Origin of the sequence: Amycolatopsis lexingtonensis, from assembly GCF_014873755.1 — a bacterium.
Classification (GTDB): Bacteria; Actinomycetota; Actinomycetes; order Mycobacteriales; family Pseudonocardiaceae; genus Amycolatopsis; species Amycolatopsis lexingtonensis.
Genome location: NZ_JADBEG010000001.1, coordinates 6,875,240 through 6,891,979, shown reverse-complemented (window position 1 = coordinate 6,891,979; position 16,740 = coordinate 6,875,240). Strand labels below are relative to the sequence as shown.

At 72.1% G+C, this 16,740-nt stretch carries 19 protein-coding genes; 13 read left to right on the top strand and 6 right to left on the bottom strand.

Features of this window, described 5'->3' with window-relative positions:
* Positions 1-32: 32 nt before the first annotated feature.
* Positions 33-818 (bottom strand): protein phosphatase 2C domain-containing protein, encoded by a 786-nt coding sequence (locus tag H4696_RS31475; RefSeq protein ID WP_169735013.1) that lies wholly within the window; start codon positions 816-818, stop codon positions 33-35.
* Between the two features lie 90 nt (positions 819-908).
* Here H4696_RS31475 and H4696_RS31470 point away from each other — a divergent pair, with 90 nt between their 5' ends.
* Positions 909-1,118, top strand: coding sequence for a sigma factor-like helix-turn-helix DNA-binding protein (locus H4696_RS31470; protein WP_004559389.1), 210 nt, complete (start codon positions 909-911; stop codon positions 1,116-1,118).
* Positions 1,118-1,645, top strand: a complete 528-nt coding sequence (locus tag H4696_RS31465; RefSeq protein WP_086861361.1) for a Clp protease N-terminal domain-containing protein — start codon at positions 1,118-1,120, stop codon at positions 1,643-1,645. Before H4696_RS31470 ends, H4696_RS31465 begins: the two co-directional genes overlap by 1 nt.
* On the opposite strand, the gene yczE is transcribed toward H4696_RS31465, so the two are convergent.
* On the bottom strand, positions 1,642-2,268 hold the full coding sequence (yczE, locus tag H4696_RS31460) for a membrane protein YczE (RefSeq protein ID WP_086861362.1): 627 nt from the start codon (positions 2,266-2,268) through the stop codon (positions 1,642-1,644). The genes H4696_RS31465 and yczE overlap by 4 nt on opposite strands.
* Before the next feature lie 61 nt (positions 2,269-2,329).
* On the opposite strand from yczE, the gene yczR reads away from it, so the two are divergent.
* Entirely contained in the window at positions 2,330-3,775 is a 1,446-nt protein-coding gene (yczR, locus tag H4696_RS31455; protein WP_169735014.1) for a MocR-like transcription factor YczR, read from the top strand.
* A gap of 501 nt (positions 3,776-4,276) precedes the next feature.
* Here yczR and H4696_RS31450 read toward each other — a convergent pair.
* Together H4696_RS31450 and H4696_RS31445 are read right to left on the bottom strand one after the other, a co-directional pair.
* Positions 4,277-5,563 (bottom strand): hypothetical protein, encoded by a 1,287-nt coding sequence (locus H4696_RS31450; RefSeq protein ID WP_225955852.1) that lies wholly within the window; start codon positions 5,561-5,563, stop codon positions 4,277-4,279.
* 359 nt (positions 5,564-5,922) lie between these two features.
* Positions 5,923-7,089 (bottom strand): pyridoxal phosphate-dependent aminotransferase, encoded by a 1,167-nt coding sequence (locus H4696_RS31445; protein WP_086861365.1) that lies wholly within the window; start codon positions 7,087-7,089, stop codon positions 5,923-5,925.
* Positions 7,090-7,118: 29 nt separating this feature from the next.
* On the opposite strand from H4696_RS31445, the gene H4696_RS31440 reads away from it, so the two are divergent.
* Positions 7,119-8,417 (top strand): DUF445 family protein, encoded by a 1,299-nt coding sequence (locus H4696_RS31440; RefSeq protein ID WP_192782639.1) that lies wholly within the window; start codon positions 7,119-7,121, stop codon positions 8,415-8,417.
* Between the two features lie 490 nt (positions 8,418-8,907).
* Here H4696_RS31440 and H4696_RS31435 read toward each other — a convergent pair whose 3' ends face one another.
* The gene (locus H4696_RS31435; RefSeq protein ID WP_086859009.1) at positions 8,908-9,372 is read right to left on the bottom strand and encodes a CGNR zinc finger domain-containing protein; all 465 of its coding nucleotides are present in this window, start codon (positions 9,370-9,372) and stop codon (positions 8,908-8,910) included.
* Positions 9,373-9,456: 84 nt separating this feature from the next.
* Between H4696_RS31435 and H4696_RS31430 the strand changes: the two genes are divergently transcribed.
* Genes H4696_RS31430 through H4696_RS31420 form a run of 3 tightly spaced genes read left to right on the top strand, consistent with a single transcriptional unit; the run spans position 9,457 to position 10,867 of the window.
* On the top strand, positions 9,457-9,825 hold the full coding sequence (locus H4696_RS31430) for a VOC family protein (RefSeq protein ID WP_086859008.1): 369 nt from the start codon (positions 9,457-9,459) through the stop codon (positions 9,823-9,825).
* Positions 9,826-9,864: 39 nt separating this feature from the next.
* On the top strand, positions 9,865-10,254 hold the full coding sequence (locus H4696_RS31425) for a TFIIB-type zinc ribbon-containing protein (RefSeq protein ID WP_276328922.1): 390 nt from the start codon (positions 9,865-9,867) through the stop codon (positions 10,252-10,254).
* Position 10,255: 1 nt separating this feature from the next.
* Positions 10,256-10,867, top strand: a complete 612-nt coding sequence (locus H4696_RS31420) for an AAA family ATPase (protein ID WP_086859006.1) — start codon at positions 10,256-10,258, stop codon at positions 10,865-10,867.
* Between the two features lie 119 nt (positions 10,868-10,986).
* Here H4696_RS31420 and H4696_RS31415 read toward each other — a convergent pair whose 3' ends face one another.
* Entirely contained in the window at positions 10,987-12,135 is a 1,149-nt protein-coding gene (locus H4696_RS31415; RefSeq protein ID WP_086859005.1) for a methyltransferase domain-containing protein, read from the bottom strand.
* Between the two features lie 147 nt (positions 12,136-12,282).
* On the opposite strand from H4696_RS31415, the gene H4696_RS31410 reads away from it, so the two are divergent.
* From H4696_RS31410 to H4696_RS31385, 6 genes are all read left to right on the top strand, one after another.
* A complete protein-coding gene (locus H4696_RS31410) occupies positions 12,283-12,708 on the top strand; it encodes a helix-turn-helix domain-containing protein (protein ID WP_086859004.1) in 426 nt (141 codons plus the stop codon).
* On the top strand, positions 12,705-13,382 hold the full coding sequence (locus H4696_RS31405; RefSeq protein ID WP_086859003.1) for a hypothetical protein: 678 nt from the start codon (positions 12,705-12,707) through the stop codon (positions 13,380-13,382). The genes H4696_RS31410 and H4696_RS31405 overlap by 4 nt, the downstream gene beginning before the upstream one ends.
* 84 nt (positions 13,383-13,466) lie before the next feature.
* Positions 13,467-13,760, top strand: coding sequence for a DUF2516 family protein (locus tag H4696_RS31400; RefSeq protein WP_086859002.1), 294 nt, complete (start codon positions 13,467-13,469; stop codon positions 13,758-13,760).
* Between the two features lie 13 nt (positions 13,761-13,773).
* Positions 13,774-14,316, top strand: a complete 543-nt coding sequence (locus H4696_RS31395; RefSeq protein WP_086859001.1) for a YbaK/EbsC family protein — start codon at positions 13,774-13,776, stop codon at positions 14,314-14,316.
* Positions 14,313-15,320 carry an ornithine cyclodeaminase family protein gene (locus H4696_RS31390; RefSeq protein WP_086859000.1) on the top strand — a complete coding sequence of 336 codons (1,008 nt, stop codon included), beginning with the start codon at positions 14,313-14,315 and terminating at the stop codon, positions 15,318-15,320. Before H4696_RS31395 ends, H4696_RS31390 begins: the two co-directional genes overlap by 4 nt.
* A complete protein-coding gene (locus H4696_RS31385) occupies positions 15,317-16,738 on the top strand; it encodes an aromatic amino acid lyase (protein WP_086858999.1) in 1,422 nt (473 codons plus the stop codon). Before H4696_RS31390 ends, H4696_RS31385 begins: the two co-directional genes overlap by 4 nt.
* Positions 16,739-16,740: the final 2 nt, after the last annotated feature.

The window sequence follows — 16,740 nt, the reverse complement described above, 5'->3', positions numbered from 1 at the left end:
TCCAGGTTCTCGGAGAACGGCACCGCGCGTGATCAGGGAAGACCCTGAATTCCCCCGGAGGTGAAGTCGACCAGGACGAGCGCCTGGTCGTCGTGGCGCTTCGGGCGCGGCCAGCGCTCGCCGTCCGGATCCTGCTTCTCCGCGGTCCGGACGGCGTCGATGACGGCGTCCGGACCGTCGGTGCGGGTGATCGCGAGGACCTCGCGCCAGTCGAACAGTTCGTACTGGTCGACGCCGATGGACACGCCGTCGCTGGCCAGCAGCACGGCTTCGACGTCGGCCCGCGGCCAGCTGCGGCGGACGGCGTGCGCGGCGGCGCCCGGTTCGGCTTCGGCCACCCAGAACCCGTCGTGGGCGTTGCGGCGGCGGCGGACGTCGGCGCCGGTCTGGAGCAGCCCGCGCCGCCGCAGCCGGGCGAGGCGGTCGTCGGAGACGACGTCGACGCCGAAGCCGCCGAACCCGACCACCGGGCTGTCGGCCAGCACCAGCGCGTCGACCCGGTCGCCGAGCCAGCGCACGGCCGCGACCGTGCTGGACGGCGACTGCCGGGGTCGCAGCCGGTTTTCCGCACTGACCTCGCCGATCGCGCCGGTGAGCGCTTCGGCCAGATCGGCTTCGGGCGCGGCGCGGAGTGCGTCGCCGAGGTGCCGCGCGAGGCGCTCGGCGTACCAGCCGCCGGGCGGCTGGGACGGGTCCGACGAAGTGGCGCCGTCGAGGACCAGCACCGCGTTGTCCAGGACGACGACGTGGTCCTCGGTGGGGCGTGGGTGGCCGTCGGCGCCCACCCCGGCCCGCTCGGCGATCGCGATCTCGGGCATCACCCGACTCTACGTCGGGCCCGCACGGGGTTCGCGATGAGAGTGTCAACTTCGGTTGACAGGGCGCCGATGTCAACGTAGGTTGACAGCATGACGGAAGCGACGGATTTGGCGGCCAGGGCCGGTGATCGCGATCCCCGGGTGGGGCTGCGCGCGGTCGCCGCGCTCCGGCGGCTGCTGGAACAACTGGAGGCCGTGCAGGTGCGCAGCGCGCGGGTGCACGGCTGGTCGTGGCAGGAAATCGCCGCCGAGCTGGGGGTCAGCCGGCAGGCCGTGCACAAGAAGTACGGGAGGCACTGATGTTCGAACGGTTCACGGCCGACGCCCGCCAGGCGGTGGTCGAAGCGCAGATCGTGGCGCGCCAGTCCGGTTCGGTGGAGATCGGGCCCGCGCACCTGCTCGCCGGGCTGGTCAAGGGCGAGGTCCCGCTGCTCGCCGAGCTGGGGGTCGCCACCGACGACATCGTCGAGGAGCTGGCGCGGACCCGGCGCCGGGGCGGGGTCAGCGACGCCGACGCCGAGGCCCTCACCGAGTTCGGCATCGACGTCGAGCAGATCGTCGAGCGCGTCGAGCAGACCCACGGCGAGGGGGCGCTGGCCGGCCGGCTGGGCCCGGCGAAGCGCGGGCACATCCCCTTCACCGCACAGTCGAAGAAGACGCTCGAGCTGAGCGTCAAGGAAGCCGTCCGGCTGGGCGACAAGCACCTGGGGCAGGAGCACATCCTGCTCGCGCTGGCCCAGCAGCGCGGCACCGACGACGTCCTCGCCCGGCGCGGCGCCGACTACGCGACGCTGCGCCGGGTCGTCGAACAGCGCAAGGCCGGTTAGGCGGCGCGCTCGCGCCACACCACGTACGGCAGCAGCGCCTGGGTGAGCGGGCCGATCGCCAGCGCGTAGAGCACGGTGCCGACCCCGACCGTCCCGCCGAGGAAGAAGCCGACGACGACCACGGTGACCTCGATGCCGGTGCGCACCAGCCGGACCGACCAGCCGGTGCGGCCCGCGAGGCCGGTCATCAGGCCGTCGCGGGGGCCGGGGCCGAGCCGGGCTCCGACGTAGGTGGCGGTCGCGACGCCGTTCAGCGCGATGCCGCCGGCCAGCAGCGCGATCTGCCAGGCCAGGTCGTGCTGGTCGGGGACCACCGCGCGGACGGCGTCGACCATCACCGAGATGACGACGACGTTCGCGATGGTGCCGATGCCGGGCCGCTGGCGCAGCGGGATCCACAGCAGGAGCACGACCACCGAGATCAGGCCGGTCACCGTGCCGAAACTCAGGCCGGTGTGCTTCAGGACGCCTTCGGCCAGCACGCTCCACGGCTCGAGGCCGAGGCCGGCCCGGGTGACGAGGGCGACGCTGGTGCCGTAGAGGGCGAGGCCCGCGAGCAGCTGCACGCTGCGGCGGGCGGGGTCACGGGTGATCCGGACGGGCCGGAGGTCGATCTGAGCCACACCCGCACTATCCGCCGCAAGTGGTCTTGTAAACCATAGCCAATTCCAGGATATTGGCCTTATGGAAGCCGCAGTCCCACTGGGTGGACGCATCTCCGGGCCGCGATTGGCCGTCATGCTGGGCTCCTGGCGGCAGGGCTCCCGGCAGGGCGCGGCCGACCTGGCCGCGGCCATCGAGCTGCAGGTGCTCGACGGTCAGCTCCCGCTCGGCACCCGGCTGCCCGCCGAACGGGAGCTCGCCGACGCGCTCGGCGCCAGCCGGACGCTGATCGGCGCGGCACTGGACCGGTTGCGGGAGAACGGGTTCGTCGCGAGCCGGCGCGGCGCGGGGTCGTGGGTCGCCGCGCCGGGGCGGCGGCGTCGCGGCCCGCTCGCGCCGGCCGGCGGCGGCTCGATCGACTTCACCCACGCGTCCTCGCCGGCCATCGCGGGCACGGCCGCGGCGGTCGACGCCGCCCGCGTCCGGCTCGCCGACCACCTCGGTGACCACGGCTACCAGGAGCGCGGCCTGCTCGGCCTGCGGGAGCGGATCGCCCGCCGCTACACCGAACGCGGGCTGCCGACGACCCCCGCGCAGGTCATGGTCACCAACGGCGCGCACCATGCGTTCGTGCTGGTCCTGCGCATGCTCGCGGGCCCGGGCGACCGGGTGCTGGTGGAGCAGCCGACGTACCCGAACGCCCTGGAGGCGATCCGCGCCGCGCACGCCATCCCGGTGCCGGTCGCGCTCGACCCGAGCGGCGAGCGCGGCTGGGACATCGCCGGCGTCGACGCGGCGCTGCGGCAGGCATCGCCGCGGTTCGCCTACCTCGTCGTCGACTTCCAGAACCCGACCGGCCTGCGCCTGGACACCGGCGGCCGCGAACGGCTCGGCGCGGTGCTGAGCCGCGCGCGGACGCCCGTCGTCGTGGACGAAACGCTCGTCGAGCTGGACCTCGAAGGGGATCCGCTGGAGGGGCCGCCGCCGCTGGCCGCGTTCGCCGGTGACCTGGCGATCTGCGTGGGGTCGGCGTCGAAGACGCACTGGGGCGGGCTGCGGCTCGGCTGGATCCGCGCGTCGGAGGACCTGCTCGGCCGGCTGGTTTCCGCGCGCTACGCGGTCGACCTGGGCTCACCGGTGTTCGAGCAGCTCGTGCTGACCGAGCTGCTCGACGACGAGAGCGCGCTGACCCGCCGCCGCGAGGAACTGCGCGGCTACCGCGACGCGCTGGCCGGCGCGGTGCGCGAGCACCTCCCGGACTGGACGTTCGCGCTGCCGAAGGGCGGTTTGTCGCTGTGGTGCCGGATGCCGGAGCCAGTGAGCTCGCGCCTCGCGGTCGCGGCGGCGAGCCACGGCGTCCAGGTGGCGCCCGGCTCGCGCTTCGGGGTCCACGGTGGCCTGGAGCGCTGGATCCGGCTGCCGTTCTCCCTGCCGCCGGAAACGATGGAGCAGGCCGTCCGCCGCCTGCGCACGGCCGAAGCATCGGTTCGCGGCACTCCGGAGTCGCTGGCCGCGCCGATCGCCTGAAACGACGAACCGGTGCGCTGGATGCGAGCCTGCTCCCAGGGATGGGCGGCGTTCATGTGCATCCAGCGCACCGGTTCGCGGTTTCACACCCCCGCTCGCGGACGTGACCCCGCTCGCGGGTAACCGCTGGCTTCCCGGCACAGCCCCTCGACGTGCCGGGAAGCCCGCGGCTCAGACGTGCTCTCGGTACTGCGAGTCCTCGCTCGGCGCGGTGAGCAAGGGCTCCCGGAGCGCGTCCGGTGTGGGTCCCGGCGCCGCGGGGGCAGCGCGGCGCCGGGACCGGGATCCGACCCGGCCGGGCGCGGTCGGCCGGTCGGAAAGACTGTGGTTTCGCATCGTTTTGTGCCCCTGGGGTACGTCGGGCGCGAGTGCGCGCCGCGAGACGTGAAAGAGTCACGGATTGCGTACTGGAGCAGGGGATTCGTCACGCGTCAACGGCGTGGACGTGCGTCGAGTTGATCTTGATCTGGACGCAGGTGTCCCCGGCTGCCCGGTGCGGGGTCAGTCGGGGGAGGTGGTGGGCAGGGCGGCTTCCCTGCCCGCGCCGTCGACGTCGTGGTCGCGGCTGGTGCCGATGAGCTTCAGCTGGGTGGTGGTGACGTCGTCGGTGTGGACGGCGAACGCGTGGCGCGCCCCACCAGGACCGTCGTGGCCGGGCGTCGCGGTCGGAGCCGGCGCGCTCGGGGCGGTGGTGCCGCCGGGCAGGCCGGGGGTGGTGTCGCCGCCACCGTCACGGGCGTGCACGCCGGAGTCGCGCGGCTGCTCCTGCTTGACCTGCTGCGGCAGCTCGTGCCGGACGACGACGAAGTGCGCCGCACCACGGCCGGCGCTCTGCGGAGCGGCCTCGGCGGGAGCGGCCTCGACGACGGTGGCGGCCGGTACCTCGGACGTCACCGTCGCGACGACGGTGGTGCCCGCCGGGACGGTGGCGGTCACGCCGCCCGAGTTCGAACCGCCGTTGAGGATCGGGCCGAGAACGTCGTCGAGCGGCAGCAGGACGGGCGCGTCGGGGTGGTTCGCGGGCGGCTGGGTGAGCGGGGCGAGGACGGTGTGGGAGAGCGTGTCCGTGACGACGCCGACCGTGCTCGTGACCGTGGTGAGGGTGCCGCCGACCACGTTGAGGACGCCGCCGACCAGGCCGCCGAGGAGGCCGGCTTGGGGCTTTTCGGTGGTCTGGGTGCTCAGGGTGTTCTGGGTTTCCGCCGCGGGCTGCTCGGCGGCGGTGGTCTCTTCGGCCGGCTGGGTCTTCGCGGCGGGCTCGGTCTCGACCGGCTTTGTCTCGGTCGGCTTTGGCTCGCTTGCCGCGGTGTCGGTCGGCGTGGTCTCGGCTGCGGTGGCGTCGACCGGGGTGGTCTCGGTCGGTTCGCTGCCGGGCTGCGTGTCGGCGGCCGGGGTTTCGCCGGTCTGCTGCGCGCAGGTGGCGGCGCCGGTTTCGCGGTGGCTCTTGCGGTGGTGCTTGCCGTGCAGGAAGGACTTGCCGGGGTGGTCCACAGTGGAAGCGACGGGAGCCTGCGGGCAGGTCACTTGCTCGGCGGCGCCGGCGGTGCTCCCGGAGAGAGCCGCGGTGAGCAGCCACCCGGCGAGCGTCAGGCCCCCGGCGACGAGGATCTTGGCGGCGGGCCGCTGCAGTGAAGCCGTCCACGGCCGCGGCGCACGCCCGCGCGCGCGAGGGGATTCCGTGCGGCCCGCGATGAGCGTGGCTCCCGCGAGGCCGGCCCGGCGCTCTTCACCCGCTGTGAACGCGGCTTGGCCCGGGGCGCTGCGGCGCGAGTTCGCCGTGCTGCTCACCGCCACCACCACCGTCCGCGCCTGAAGTCTGTTCTCGCTGGGGTCTTTCTCCGGCCAGGTCGCAGTTCCCCCGGGGCTGCACTCTTTCTAGCACCGCTCGGGAGTCTTTCATCTCTCCCGCGTTCGATCCAGCCCGTAAGGCGGAACGGCCCTACCGGGCAAGGTATCTGCGGCCGACAAGTTGATCACTCTCAGTGCCGTTCGGGTGTTCTCGTGCGGCCATTCGGAGGAGTGCTGCAATTTGCGCGTCCGGCCGCTGACCTGATGTTTCCGCGAATGGGCTCGCCTTCGGTATCACTTCGGAAACGGTGCGTGCCCGAGCCAGGCGTCTTCCGCGATGTGGGACACACCTCAAGTCGTCAGACCAGTTTGCGCAATCGGGTGATGGCTTCGTCGATGACTTCGTTGCGCTTGCAGAACGCGAAGCGAAGGAGGTGTTTCCACTCTTCCGGGTGATCGGTGAACACCTTCACGGGGACGGCGGCGACGCCGACACGGCCCGGCAGTTCCCACGCCAGATCGGCGGCGTCGGTGAAGCCCAGCGGCCGGACGTCGACGCACACGAAGTACGTGCCCGCCGTCGGGCGGACCGCGAAACCGGCGTCCGCGAGGCCCGCCGACAGCCGGTCGCGCTTCTCCGACAGGGAATCGCGCAGGCCGTCGACCCAGGGGAGTTCGTGGTCGAGCGCGTGCGCCACCGCCGGCTGCAGCGGGCCGCCGGAGACGAACGTGATGAACTGCTTCGCCGCCTTCACCGCCGCGACCAGCTCCGGGGTCGAGCAGACCCAGCCGATCTTCCAGCCGGTGCAGTTGAACGTCTTGCCGGCGCTGGAGATGCTCACCGTCCGCGGCCGCATGCCGGGCAGCGTGACCAGCGGGATGTGCTCGGCGTCGTCGAACACCAGGTGCTCGTAGACCTCGTCGCAGATCGCGATCAGGTCGTGCTCGACGCACACCGCCGCCAGCGCTTCCAGCTCGGCGCGGGTGAACACCGTGCCGGTCGGGTTGTGCGGCGAGTTCACCAGGACCGCCCTGGTCCGCGGCGTGACGGCGGCGCGCAGCCCGTCGACGTCGAGGCCGAAGCGGCCGTCCTCGCCCTCGACCAGCCCGACGACTCGGCGTTCGGCGCCCGCCATCGCGACCGCGGCGGCGTAGGAGTCGTAGTACGGCTCGATGACGATGACCTCGTCGCCGGCCTCGGTCAGCGCGAGCAGCGTCGCCGTGATGGCCTCGGTCGCGCCCGCGGTGACCAGGATCTCCGTGTCCGGGTCGTACTCGGTGCCGTAGCGCAGCCGGTGCCGCGCGATCGCCGCCCGCAGCTCCGGGCGCCCCGGGCCCGGCGGGTACTGGTTCGCGCCGCCGAACAGCGCGTTCTTGGCGGCGTCGAGCATGCCGGCGGGGCCGTCGGTGTCCGGGAAACCCTGGCCGAGGTTGACGGCGTCGTGCCGGACGGCCAGCGCGGTCATCTCGGCGAAGATGGTCGAGGTGAACGGCCGGAGGCGGGGGACGAGAGCAGGTTCGCGCACGATCAGCCATCCTCACGGACAATGGCGATGTGGAGCAACTGACCCCCGCCAAGGTGACGCCCGCCGACCCGCCGGGCGGCGCCGCCGGCGAAGAGGAAAAGCGGCGCGCGCTGCGCAAGATGAAGCTGGTCGCGCTGTCGTTCCTGCTCGGCGCCACCGTCGTGTTCCTGCTGACCAGCTGGGCGCAGTCCGCGGGCTGGCCGGGCTGGGTCGGCTACGTGCGCGCGGCCGCCGAAGCCGGCATGGTCGGCGCGCTGGCCGACTGGTTCGCCGTCACGGCGCTGTTCCGGCACCCGCTCGGGCTGAAGATCCCGCACACGGCGATCATCCCGAACAAGAAGGACGCGCTGGGCAACAGCCTCGGCGACTTCGTCGGCTCGAACTTCCTGTCCGAGGAGGTCGTGCGCGACAAGCTCAAGCGCGTCGAGCTCGCGCGGCGCCTCGGCGGCTGGCTGGCCCAGGAGGACAACGCCGAGCGCGTGACGTCCGAGCTGGCCACGGTGGTCCGGGCGGCGGTCCGCGTGCTCCGCGACGAAGACGTCCAGGCGATCATGGAGCAGGCGGTCGCGCGGCGGATCATCGACAAGCCGTGGGGCCCGCCGCTGGGCAAGATCCTCCAGGGCGTCTTCGCCGACGGCGCGCACCACAAGCTGGTGGACCTGATGTGCGACCGCGCGTACGAGTGGGTCCGCGACAACCACACGACGATGCTGCGCGTGGTGTCGGACCGGGCGCCGAGCTGGTCGCCGAAGTTCGTCGACGAGATGCTCGCGGACAAGGTCTACGGCGAGGTGCTGTCGTTCGCGTGGGCGGTGAAGACCGACGTCAACCACCCGATGCGGCTGGCGCTGGACAAGTTCCTCGGCGAGTTCGCCCAGGACCTGCAGACCGACCCCGAGGTGATGGCGCGCGCCGAGCAGGTCAAGGGCCAGATCGTGCACCACGAGGAGGTCCAGCGCCTGATCGGCTCGGCGTGGAGCACGGCGAAGGAGATGCTCCTGACGGCGGCCGAGGACCCGTCGAGCGAGCTGCGCCGCCGCGTCCGCCTCGGCCTGATGTCCCTCGGTTCCCGCCTGGTCTCGGACGACCAGCTGCGCGCGAAGGCCGACGGCTGGGTCGAGGGCGCCGCGGCGTACCTGGTGAAGAACTACTCGCGCGAGATCACGACGATCATCACCGACACGGTCGAGCGGTGGGACGCCGAGGAGACTTCGCGCAAGATCGAGCTCCAGGTGGGCCGCGACCTGCAGTTCATCCGGATCAACGGCACGGTGGTGGGCGCGCTGGCCGGGCTGGTCATCTACGCCGTCGCGGAGCTGCTGTTCTGACGGCGCGGGTCTATACCACACCTGGGGGAGCTTCAGACCAGTTGTCCACAGGAAGCTGAGTTATCCCCCGGGTTATCCACAGGTTTTCACGGTGATGGCCTAATGGCTGTCCACAACGTGTGGGGGCTGGGGTGGCCGGGGCGTGGATATGTGGTGCCGTGGGGCTGAGTTGTCCACAGCCTTCTGTGGGTCCGCCGCTCGGATGAGAGCTTGGGCCGGAGGTCTTGAATGAGTCATTCAGGACCTCCGACGACCTGAATGACTCATTCAAGGCGTTTGGCCGGCGCGCGGGGGTGCCGGATGTGGCACGGCGGAGCGGCAGTCGCATGGGCGGGCGAGGCGGCTCGGCGATGTCATGAACGGGTCGTTCACCTCGCCAGACGACATGAACGACCCTTTCATGACATCCCGCGACGCCAGGCAGACCGCACGGCCACGACTCTGCCGGAACCCTGACGTCCCGGATGAGCGCGGGGCGAGGCGGGCGGGCTCAGCCGGCCGCGGCGGTGCGGGCCCGCCAGCCCCGGGCCTTCTCGCGGTTCCCGCACACCCGCATCGAGCACCACGTGCGCGAGCGGTTGCGCGACTCGTCGTAGAACGCCCACAAGCAGGTGTCCGCCGGGCAGATCTTCAGCCGGATCCAATCACCGCGGACCACCAAACGGGCGCAGGCCGCGAACACCGCGCCGACCGCGTCCTCCGCGACCAGAGCTGGACCGTCGTCGGTCAGGGAAATCCTCGTGCCGACGTCGAGGCCGCCGCCGGGGAGACGCGGGTCGCCGATCGCCGCGCGCAGGGCGTCGCGTGCCGCGCGCGCCTCGGGGGCCGGGTTCGCCCGCAGCGCGTGCCCGGCTGCCCACTCGCGCCACTGCCCGGGATCTTCGAGCAGGTCAGTGCCCTCTTCGACGTTGACCGTGTTGAGGAACTCCACCACGAGGGAGGTGTCGGTGTGCACGCACCGAGTGTACGGCGGCCGGTGGTTGCCCCTGCCCCGGATAACCCACATAATGCTGACGACGGTTACTTGAAGGGAGTGCGCATGAGTGCGGTACCGACCCTGGGCGTGGTGGCCATCGACTGCCCCGACCCGGTCGCGCTGGCCGAGTTCTACCGATCGGTGCTGGAGTGGGACGCGCCCGAAGTCGCCGAAGACGGGCACTGGGTGACGCTGGCGAACCCGCTCGGGGGCGCGGGGATCGCGTTTCAGCGGGTGCCCGACCACCGGCCGCCGTCGTGGCCGTCGGCGGAGAACCCGCAGCAGCTGCACCTCGACCTGAACGTCACCGACCTGGAAGCCGCGCACGAGCGCGTGCTGGGGCTCGGCGCGAAACTGCTGGACGACGGGCCGAAGACGTTCCGCGTCTACGCCGATCCGGCCGGGCACCCGTTCTGCCTCTGCGCGTGCTGAGGGACAGCGGGGCCGAACATGCGTAGGCTCTGATGTGTGATTTGTCCGAAGTGTCAGAACCAGATGCGGACCGTCGACAAGAACGGCATCCACATCGACCAGTGCGACGGCTGCCGCGGGATCTTCCTGGACCGCGGTGAGCTCGAGGCGATCGTCGGTGCGGAGAGCTCGTTCTACGGCCAGCAGCCGCCGCAGTACCAGTCCGGTCCGACGGCGCACTACGGCCGTCCCGACTCGCCGCGCCCGTACCGCGGTGGCCACCCGGATTCGCCCAAGGCGTACCGGGGCGGCTACTCGGACTCGCCGCGGCCGCACCGCGGGGGCTACTCCGACTCCCCGCGGCCGCACCGCGGTGGTTACTCGGACTCGCCGCGCCCGTACGGGCACGGTCACCGCAAGCGCAGCTTCCTCGAGAACCTCTTCGACTGAGGTGGGGCTCGACCTGCGGATCTGCCCGGCGTGCGGCGACCGGGCCGAGCGCCCGGTCGTCTCCGGCACGACGCTGGAGTGCGCGCGCTGCGGGCACACGTGGCCGTTCCGGAAACTGCCGCTGTTCGCGCTGACCGGCCCGAGCGGCGCGGGCAAGTCGACGCTCGGGCCGCTGCTGGCGTCCCGGTTCGCCGGCGACGTCGTCGTGCTGGAGCAGGACGTCCTCTGGACGGGAGCTCTGCGTGACGACGTCCCGGCGTTCCGCGCGGCCTGGCTCCGGATGGCGGCGATGCTGCACCAGAACGGCCGCCCGGTCGTGCTCTGCGGCACCGTCGCGCCCCCGGAGTTCGAGCCGTTGCCGGAGCGCGCGTTCTTCAGCGACATCCACTACCTGGCGTTGGTCGGGTCGCCTTCGTCGCTGCGGGCCCGGCTGCGGGCGCGCCCGGCGTGGCGGGAGTGGGACGAGCCGCGGATCGAGGAGATGCTGGAGTTCACCGCCTGGCTCCAGGAGTCGGCGGAGGAGCTGGGGGCGGAGCTCCTCGACACGACGGAGGTCTCTGCGGAGGCGGCGGCCGACCACGTGGAGAAGTGGATCCGGGCCCGGTTGCCGTGATTTGTCAAGCCGGCCATCCACAGGGCGGCAGTTGTCCACAGATCGCCGAGCGGCCGGTTTTCGCAGGTGGGGACCGGTAGACTGGGCTTGGGCAGCCCCCCGGGACGGGTGGGGGCGTGTCAGCCGAGTGGCCAGGTGCGGCCGCCGGGTTCGTCGAGCCAGAACTCCTGGCGTGCCTCGGTCACCGTCACGCCGAAGCGTTCGCGGTCGGGCTTGTCGAGCTCGCACCAGTCGACGTAGGCCGCCTCGGCGAGTTCCCACAGCGCGCGCGGGCCGCCCTGGGCGACCTCGTCCGCGCCGGCGCGCTTGCGGTGGCGGACCCACGAGCCGTCCGGGTGGACCAACGCCACGCTCGGGGCTTCCTCGTCGCCGCCGTCGCGAACCGGCCGGACGCCCGGGAGCGCGAGGCCGGCGAAGAACTCGAACTGCCGGCGGGGCTGCAGGACCGCCGACATCGGCAGGCGCGTCTGCTCCCAGTCGTCGCGCGACGGCATCGGGAGCGGATCGGCGTGGGGCAGCCGGTGCGCGCGCAGCGGCATGAACCGGCCGTCTCGCGCCAGGACGCGGCCACGGGCCGTGCCGTCCTCTCCCGCCACGAGCCGGATCAGCCCGGCGCCGATCGGGCGGTTCAGCGTCGTCACGACCAGGCCGCCCGGTTTCGTCTGCGCCAGCCACGGGAGCGGGATCGAGGACACCGACGCCGTGCACAGCACGCGGTCGAAGAGCACGCCGGCCGGGAAGCCGAGCGCGCCGTCGCCCACCGCGCACGCCGGGTGGTAGCCCGCCGCGGCCAGGTGGCGGCGCGCTTCCTCGACGATCACCGGGTCGATGTCCACTGTGGACACCTGGCCGGCGCCGCAGCGGTGGCTCAGCAGCGCCGCGTTGTAGCCGGTGCCGGTGCCGATCTCGAGCACGCGGTCGCCGTCCCGCACCCGCAGCTCCTCCAACATGATCGCCATGATCGAGGGCATGCTCGACGAGCTCGTCGGCGTGCCGGCCACCGGGCCGTCGCGGCGGGCACGGGCCCAGTGGTCCGGGTCGTCGTCCAGCTGCGTGACCAGCACGTCGCGCGAGTAGACGGTCTCCAGCCAGCCTGGGTCGGTGTGGTCGACCGCCGCCCACAGGCCGCCCGCGGGTGCGAAGAACCGGGGCAGGAAGACGTGGCGGGGCACCGCGCGGAAGGCGGCGACCCACTCCGGGGCGTGCAGGACGTCCTCGTCGAGCAGGTGCTCGACGAGGCGCCGCCGCAGCCGGGCCGAGCGCGTCATGGGACCACGGTAGCGGTGCACGTCACACCCGATGGTTGCAAGCAGAGTGCTTGCAATAGCTAGCACTCGGGCGTACCGTCGAAGGTGTCGCGAGGAGGTGACCGGATGGCAGAAACCAGTGGGACCCAGCCCGGATCCGGCAGTCCCATGGAGAAGGTCGCGGACATCGCTTCCGACATCGGCGAGTACATCCGCCAGCAGCGCAACACCGCGAAGATTTCGTTGCGCCAGCTGTCGAAGCTCGCCGGCGTGTCCAACCCGTACCTGAGCCAGATCGAGCGCGGGGTCCGCAAACCCAGCGCGGAGATCCTGCAGCAGATCGCCAAGGGCCTGCGCATTTCGGCGGAAGCGCTGTACGTGCAGGCCGGGATCCTCGATCTGCCGACGGGTGGTCCGGTGGGCGACGCGATTCGCGCCGACGCCGAGCTGACCGAACGGCAGAAGCAGGTCCTGCTCGACGTCTACGAGTCCTTCCGCCGGGAGAACGCCGCGGCACGGCCGGCCGCCGAGTCCGCTCCCACCACAGACACCCCAGACATCACTCCAGCCGCAGACACCAAGGAGTCAGCATGACCACGCCCAAGACCGAAGACGTCAAGAAGGCCGTCAACACCGCCCTCGACCAGGTCCGCACCCCGCTGCTCGCCGCGCTCGGCGCCGGCAACCTGGCCACGCACGCCGTCACCGACGCCGTCGCGAAGGCCAAGGAGAACGTGACCAAGGGCAGCGAGACCGCCCGCAAGAACCTGCAGGAGCTGCCGACCGACGTCGAGAGCCTCCGCGAGAAGCTGGACCCGGCCGAGCTGCGCAAGGTCATCGACGAGTACACCGAGGCCGCGCTCAAGCTGTACAACAAGCTGGCCGAGTCGGGCGAGCAGGCGTGGGACAAGTTCGCCGCGCAGCCGCAGGTCAAGAAGGCCATCGAGCAGCTCGAGGAGGCCGTGGCCACCGCGCAGGGCCAGGTCGAAGGCGTCACCAGCGAGGTCCGCGAGCGCGTCGACGGCGTGCTGGGCACCTTCACCAAGCGCACCCGCTCGGTGGGCGAGAAGACCGCCCGCAAGGTGACCGAGGTCGCCGGCGAGGCCGCCGACGCCATCGAGGAGCTGGGTGACGACGTCGCCCACGAGACCCGTTCCGCGAGCCGCAAGGTCGCGAACAAGACGGCCCCGAAGACGGCCGCCCCGGCCCGCCGCACCACCACGAGCGCCGCCGCGAAGAAGCCGGCCGCGCCGAAGACCGACAAGTAAAGACGTCGTGAACACCCGGCCCCGCCCCCGGTCCACCGGTGGCGGGGCCGGGGTCGTTCGGGCGGTTTGCCGTAAGCTGTGGCTGTGCTAGTCGCCATCTGGATCCTCCAAGTCGTCCACTGGGGCAGCGCGCTGGTCGGCCTCTTCGCCTTCGTGCACGCGCTGCTCCAGCGCGCCGACGCCTACTCCGCGGCCGACCGCAAGACCAAGCCGATCTGGATGCTGATCACGGGCGCGGCGACGCTCGCCATGGCGCTGTTCGACGTGATGGGCCCGGGCATGATCTTCTGGGTGCCCGCGATGGCCGCCGTCCTGGTCTACATCGTGGACGTCCGCCCGAAGCTGATCGAGGTCCAGCGCGGTGGCTCGAGCTGGTAGCTAGGGTGGCGGGGTGACCTGGACGATCGCCGGGAGCCTCACCGTCGTTCCCGCACCCACCCGTACCGACCTGCTCGCCGAGCCCGTGGCCAAGGCACTGGCCGCGCTCGCCGAACCGGACGCCGTCGGCGTCACGGAGATCGACCCCGCACTGGCCGACACCGCCGCCTTCTGCGAGGCCTACGGCTCGCCGCTCGAGGCGTCCGCGAACTGCGTCGTCGTCGCCGGCAAGCGCGCGGGCGAAGTCCGGTTCGCGGCCGCGCTCGTGCTCGCGACGACCCGCGCCGACGTCAACGGCGTGATCAAGCGCCGCCTGGACGTCCGCAAGGCGTCGTTCGCGCCGATGGACGAAGCCGTCGCCCTGACCGGGATGGAGTACGGCGGCATCACGCCCGTCGGCCTGCCCGCCGAATGGCCGATCCTGCTCGACCAGCGCGTCGCGGACGCGCCCGAGCTCGTCATCGGCAGCGGGATCCGCGGCAGCAAGCTGCTGATCTCCGGCGCCGCGCTGGCCGCGCTGCCCGGGGCCGAGGTCATCGAGGACCTCGCCAAGTGACGTCCGTCTGGCTCCGGTACCTGACCGGTGCCGACATCGACTCGCTCGGCATCACGGACGCGGACATCGTCGGCGCGGTCGAGGACGTGCTCGCCGACCACGGCCGCGGCCAGGTCGTCTTCGAGCCGCGCACGCACCTCGTGCCGGACAACGGCGGCAAGGGCCACTTCAACATCCTCCGCGGCCACCTGTCGTCGAAGCAGGTCAGCGGCGTCAAGGTCGTCGGTGACTTCGTGGGGAACTTCGAACGGGGCCTCCCTTCCGAAATGGCGTTGATCCTGCTGCTGGACCCGGACACGGGCATGCCGCGGGCCATCGTCGACGGCACGATGATCACCGAGGCCCGCACTGGTGCGATGACCGCCGTCGGCGCGAAGTACCTGGCGCGCCCGGATTCCCGGGTGCTCGGGCACATCGGCGCCCGCGGTACCGCCTGGTGGAACGTCGTCCTCCTCGACTCGTTGTTCGACTTCGCAGAGATCCGCGTGACCAGCAAGCGCCCGGAGTCCCGTGAGGACTTCGGCCGCCGGCTGTCGGAACGGCTCGGCAAGGACGTCCGCGTCTGCGCCACGGCCGAGGAGACCCTGGACGGCGCGGACATCCAGGTCGAGGCCTCCCGGCTGGTCGAGCCCGAAGCGCTGGTGCGCCGCGAGTTCCTCCGGCCGGGCACCTTCCTGGTGCCCTACGGCACGATCAGCGCACTGGAGCTCACGCTGCTCGACGACATCGACAAGGTCGTCGTCGACGACTGGCGCGAATCGCAGTCCGGCAACCCGCGGTTCGGCGCCCTGCGCCCGCAGCTCAACGCCGGCCTCCTCACCGCGGACGGGGTCCACGCCGAGATCGGCGACGTCGTGGCCGGGAAGAAGCCGGGCCGCGAGCACGACGCCGAGCGGATCCTGTTCTGGCACCGCGGACTGTCCACAACGGACGTCGCGGTGGCGGACCTGATCCTCACCCGTGCCGAGGCTTCCGGCGTCGGCACCATGCTGCCGTACCGATGATCATCACGGACAGCGGTTTCGCCGACGGTGAACGGTTGGTTCTGGACAAACCGCTGGTCAGCGAGCTGCGGCGGCGCCGGGAAGAGGCTTTGACGGCGCTCCGCACGGGGTCGCCGGTCTACGGCGTCACCACCGGCATGGGCCGGCTGGCGGGTGTCGCGCTCGACGCGCGGCAGCAGGCCGAGCACCAGCGCAACCTGCTGATCGGCCGGGCGGTCGGCGGCCCGCCGTGGCTGCCGCCCGCGGACGTGCGCGCGCTGCTCGTGGTGCGGCTGCGGGATTTCCTGCAACCGTGGTCGGGCGTCAGCGCGGAACTGGTGCAGTTCCTCGTGGACCGGCTCAACGACGGGTTCACGCCCGCCGTGCCGCGGTCCGGGCTCGGCAGCTCGGGCGAGATCATCCCGCTGGCGCACGCGTTCCAGACGTTCCTCGGCATCGGCACGGTTCTCGAAGACGGCGTCGAGGTCCCGGCTGCGGTGGCACTCGCTTCGCGCGGTGCTGCGCCGTACGTGCTCGGGCCGAAGGAAGGTGCTTCGCTGCTTCAGGGTTCTCCGCTGGCGGTGGTGCACGCGCAGCGCGGCTGGGCCGACGCGCGGCAGCTCATCCGCCTGCAGACGCTCACCGAGGCGATGGCGATCGACGTCCTGGGCGCCCCGCGCGAGGTGTTCTCCCCGGTCATGGCGGGCAGCGACGACCACCTGCGGTCCGTGCTGCTTTCCCTGGGCGGGCTGGCGGGCGACGGTCCGGTGCGCGCGGGGGTGGTGCAGGCGCCGCTGTCGGTGCGGGTCGCGCCGCGGGCGCTGGCCCACGCTTCGCGCGTCAACGCCGAGCTGGAGTCGGCGTTCCGCCGCTGGGCGACGATGCCGGGGGATTCCCCGTCGTTCGTCGACGGCTCCTTCATCCCGGGAACGGGTTACCACGCGGCGGACCTGGGCCTGCGGATGGACGCGGTGACGGCGGCGCTGGTCCACCTCGGCGAGGTTTCGGTGCAGCGCCAGCACCGGCTGCTGGACGAGCGCTTCAGCGGGCTCCCGCCGCAGCTGACGACGGATCCGGGTCCGCAGGCGGGGCTGGTCCCGCTGCACAAGCGGGCGGTGGGAGAACTGCACGCGCTGCGGCGGCTGGCTTCACCGGCGACGCTCGGTTCGGTGGACACGTCGGCCGGGCAGGAGGACGTGCAGGCGTTCGCGTGGGCGGCGGGGGAGCAACTGCGGTCGGCGGCTTCGCACCTTTATGCGATCACGGCTTGTGAGCTGGTCACGGCGTCGCAGGCGAGGTGGCTGGCGGCGGACGGGGTCGCGGGGCTGGGTGAGGCTTACGAGTGGGTGCGGTCGGTGGTGCCGGTGGTGGAAGAGGATCGGGCGCTGGGGGCGGAGGTTCGGCGGCTGATCGAGGAACTGCCGGACGCACTGGGGTGAGG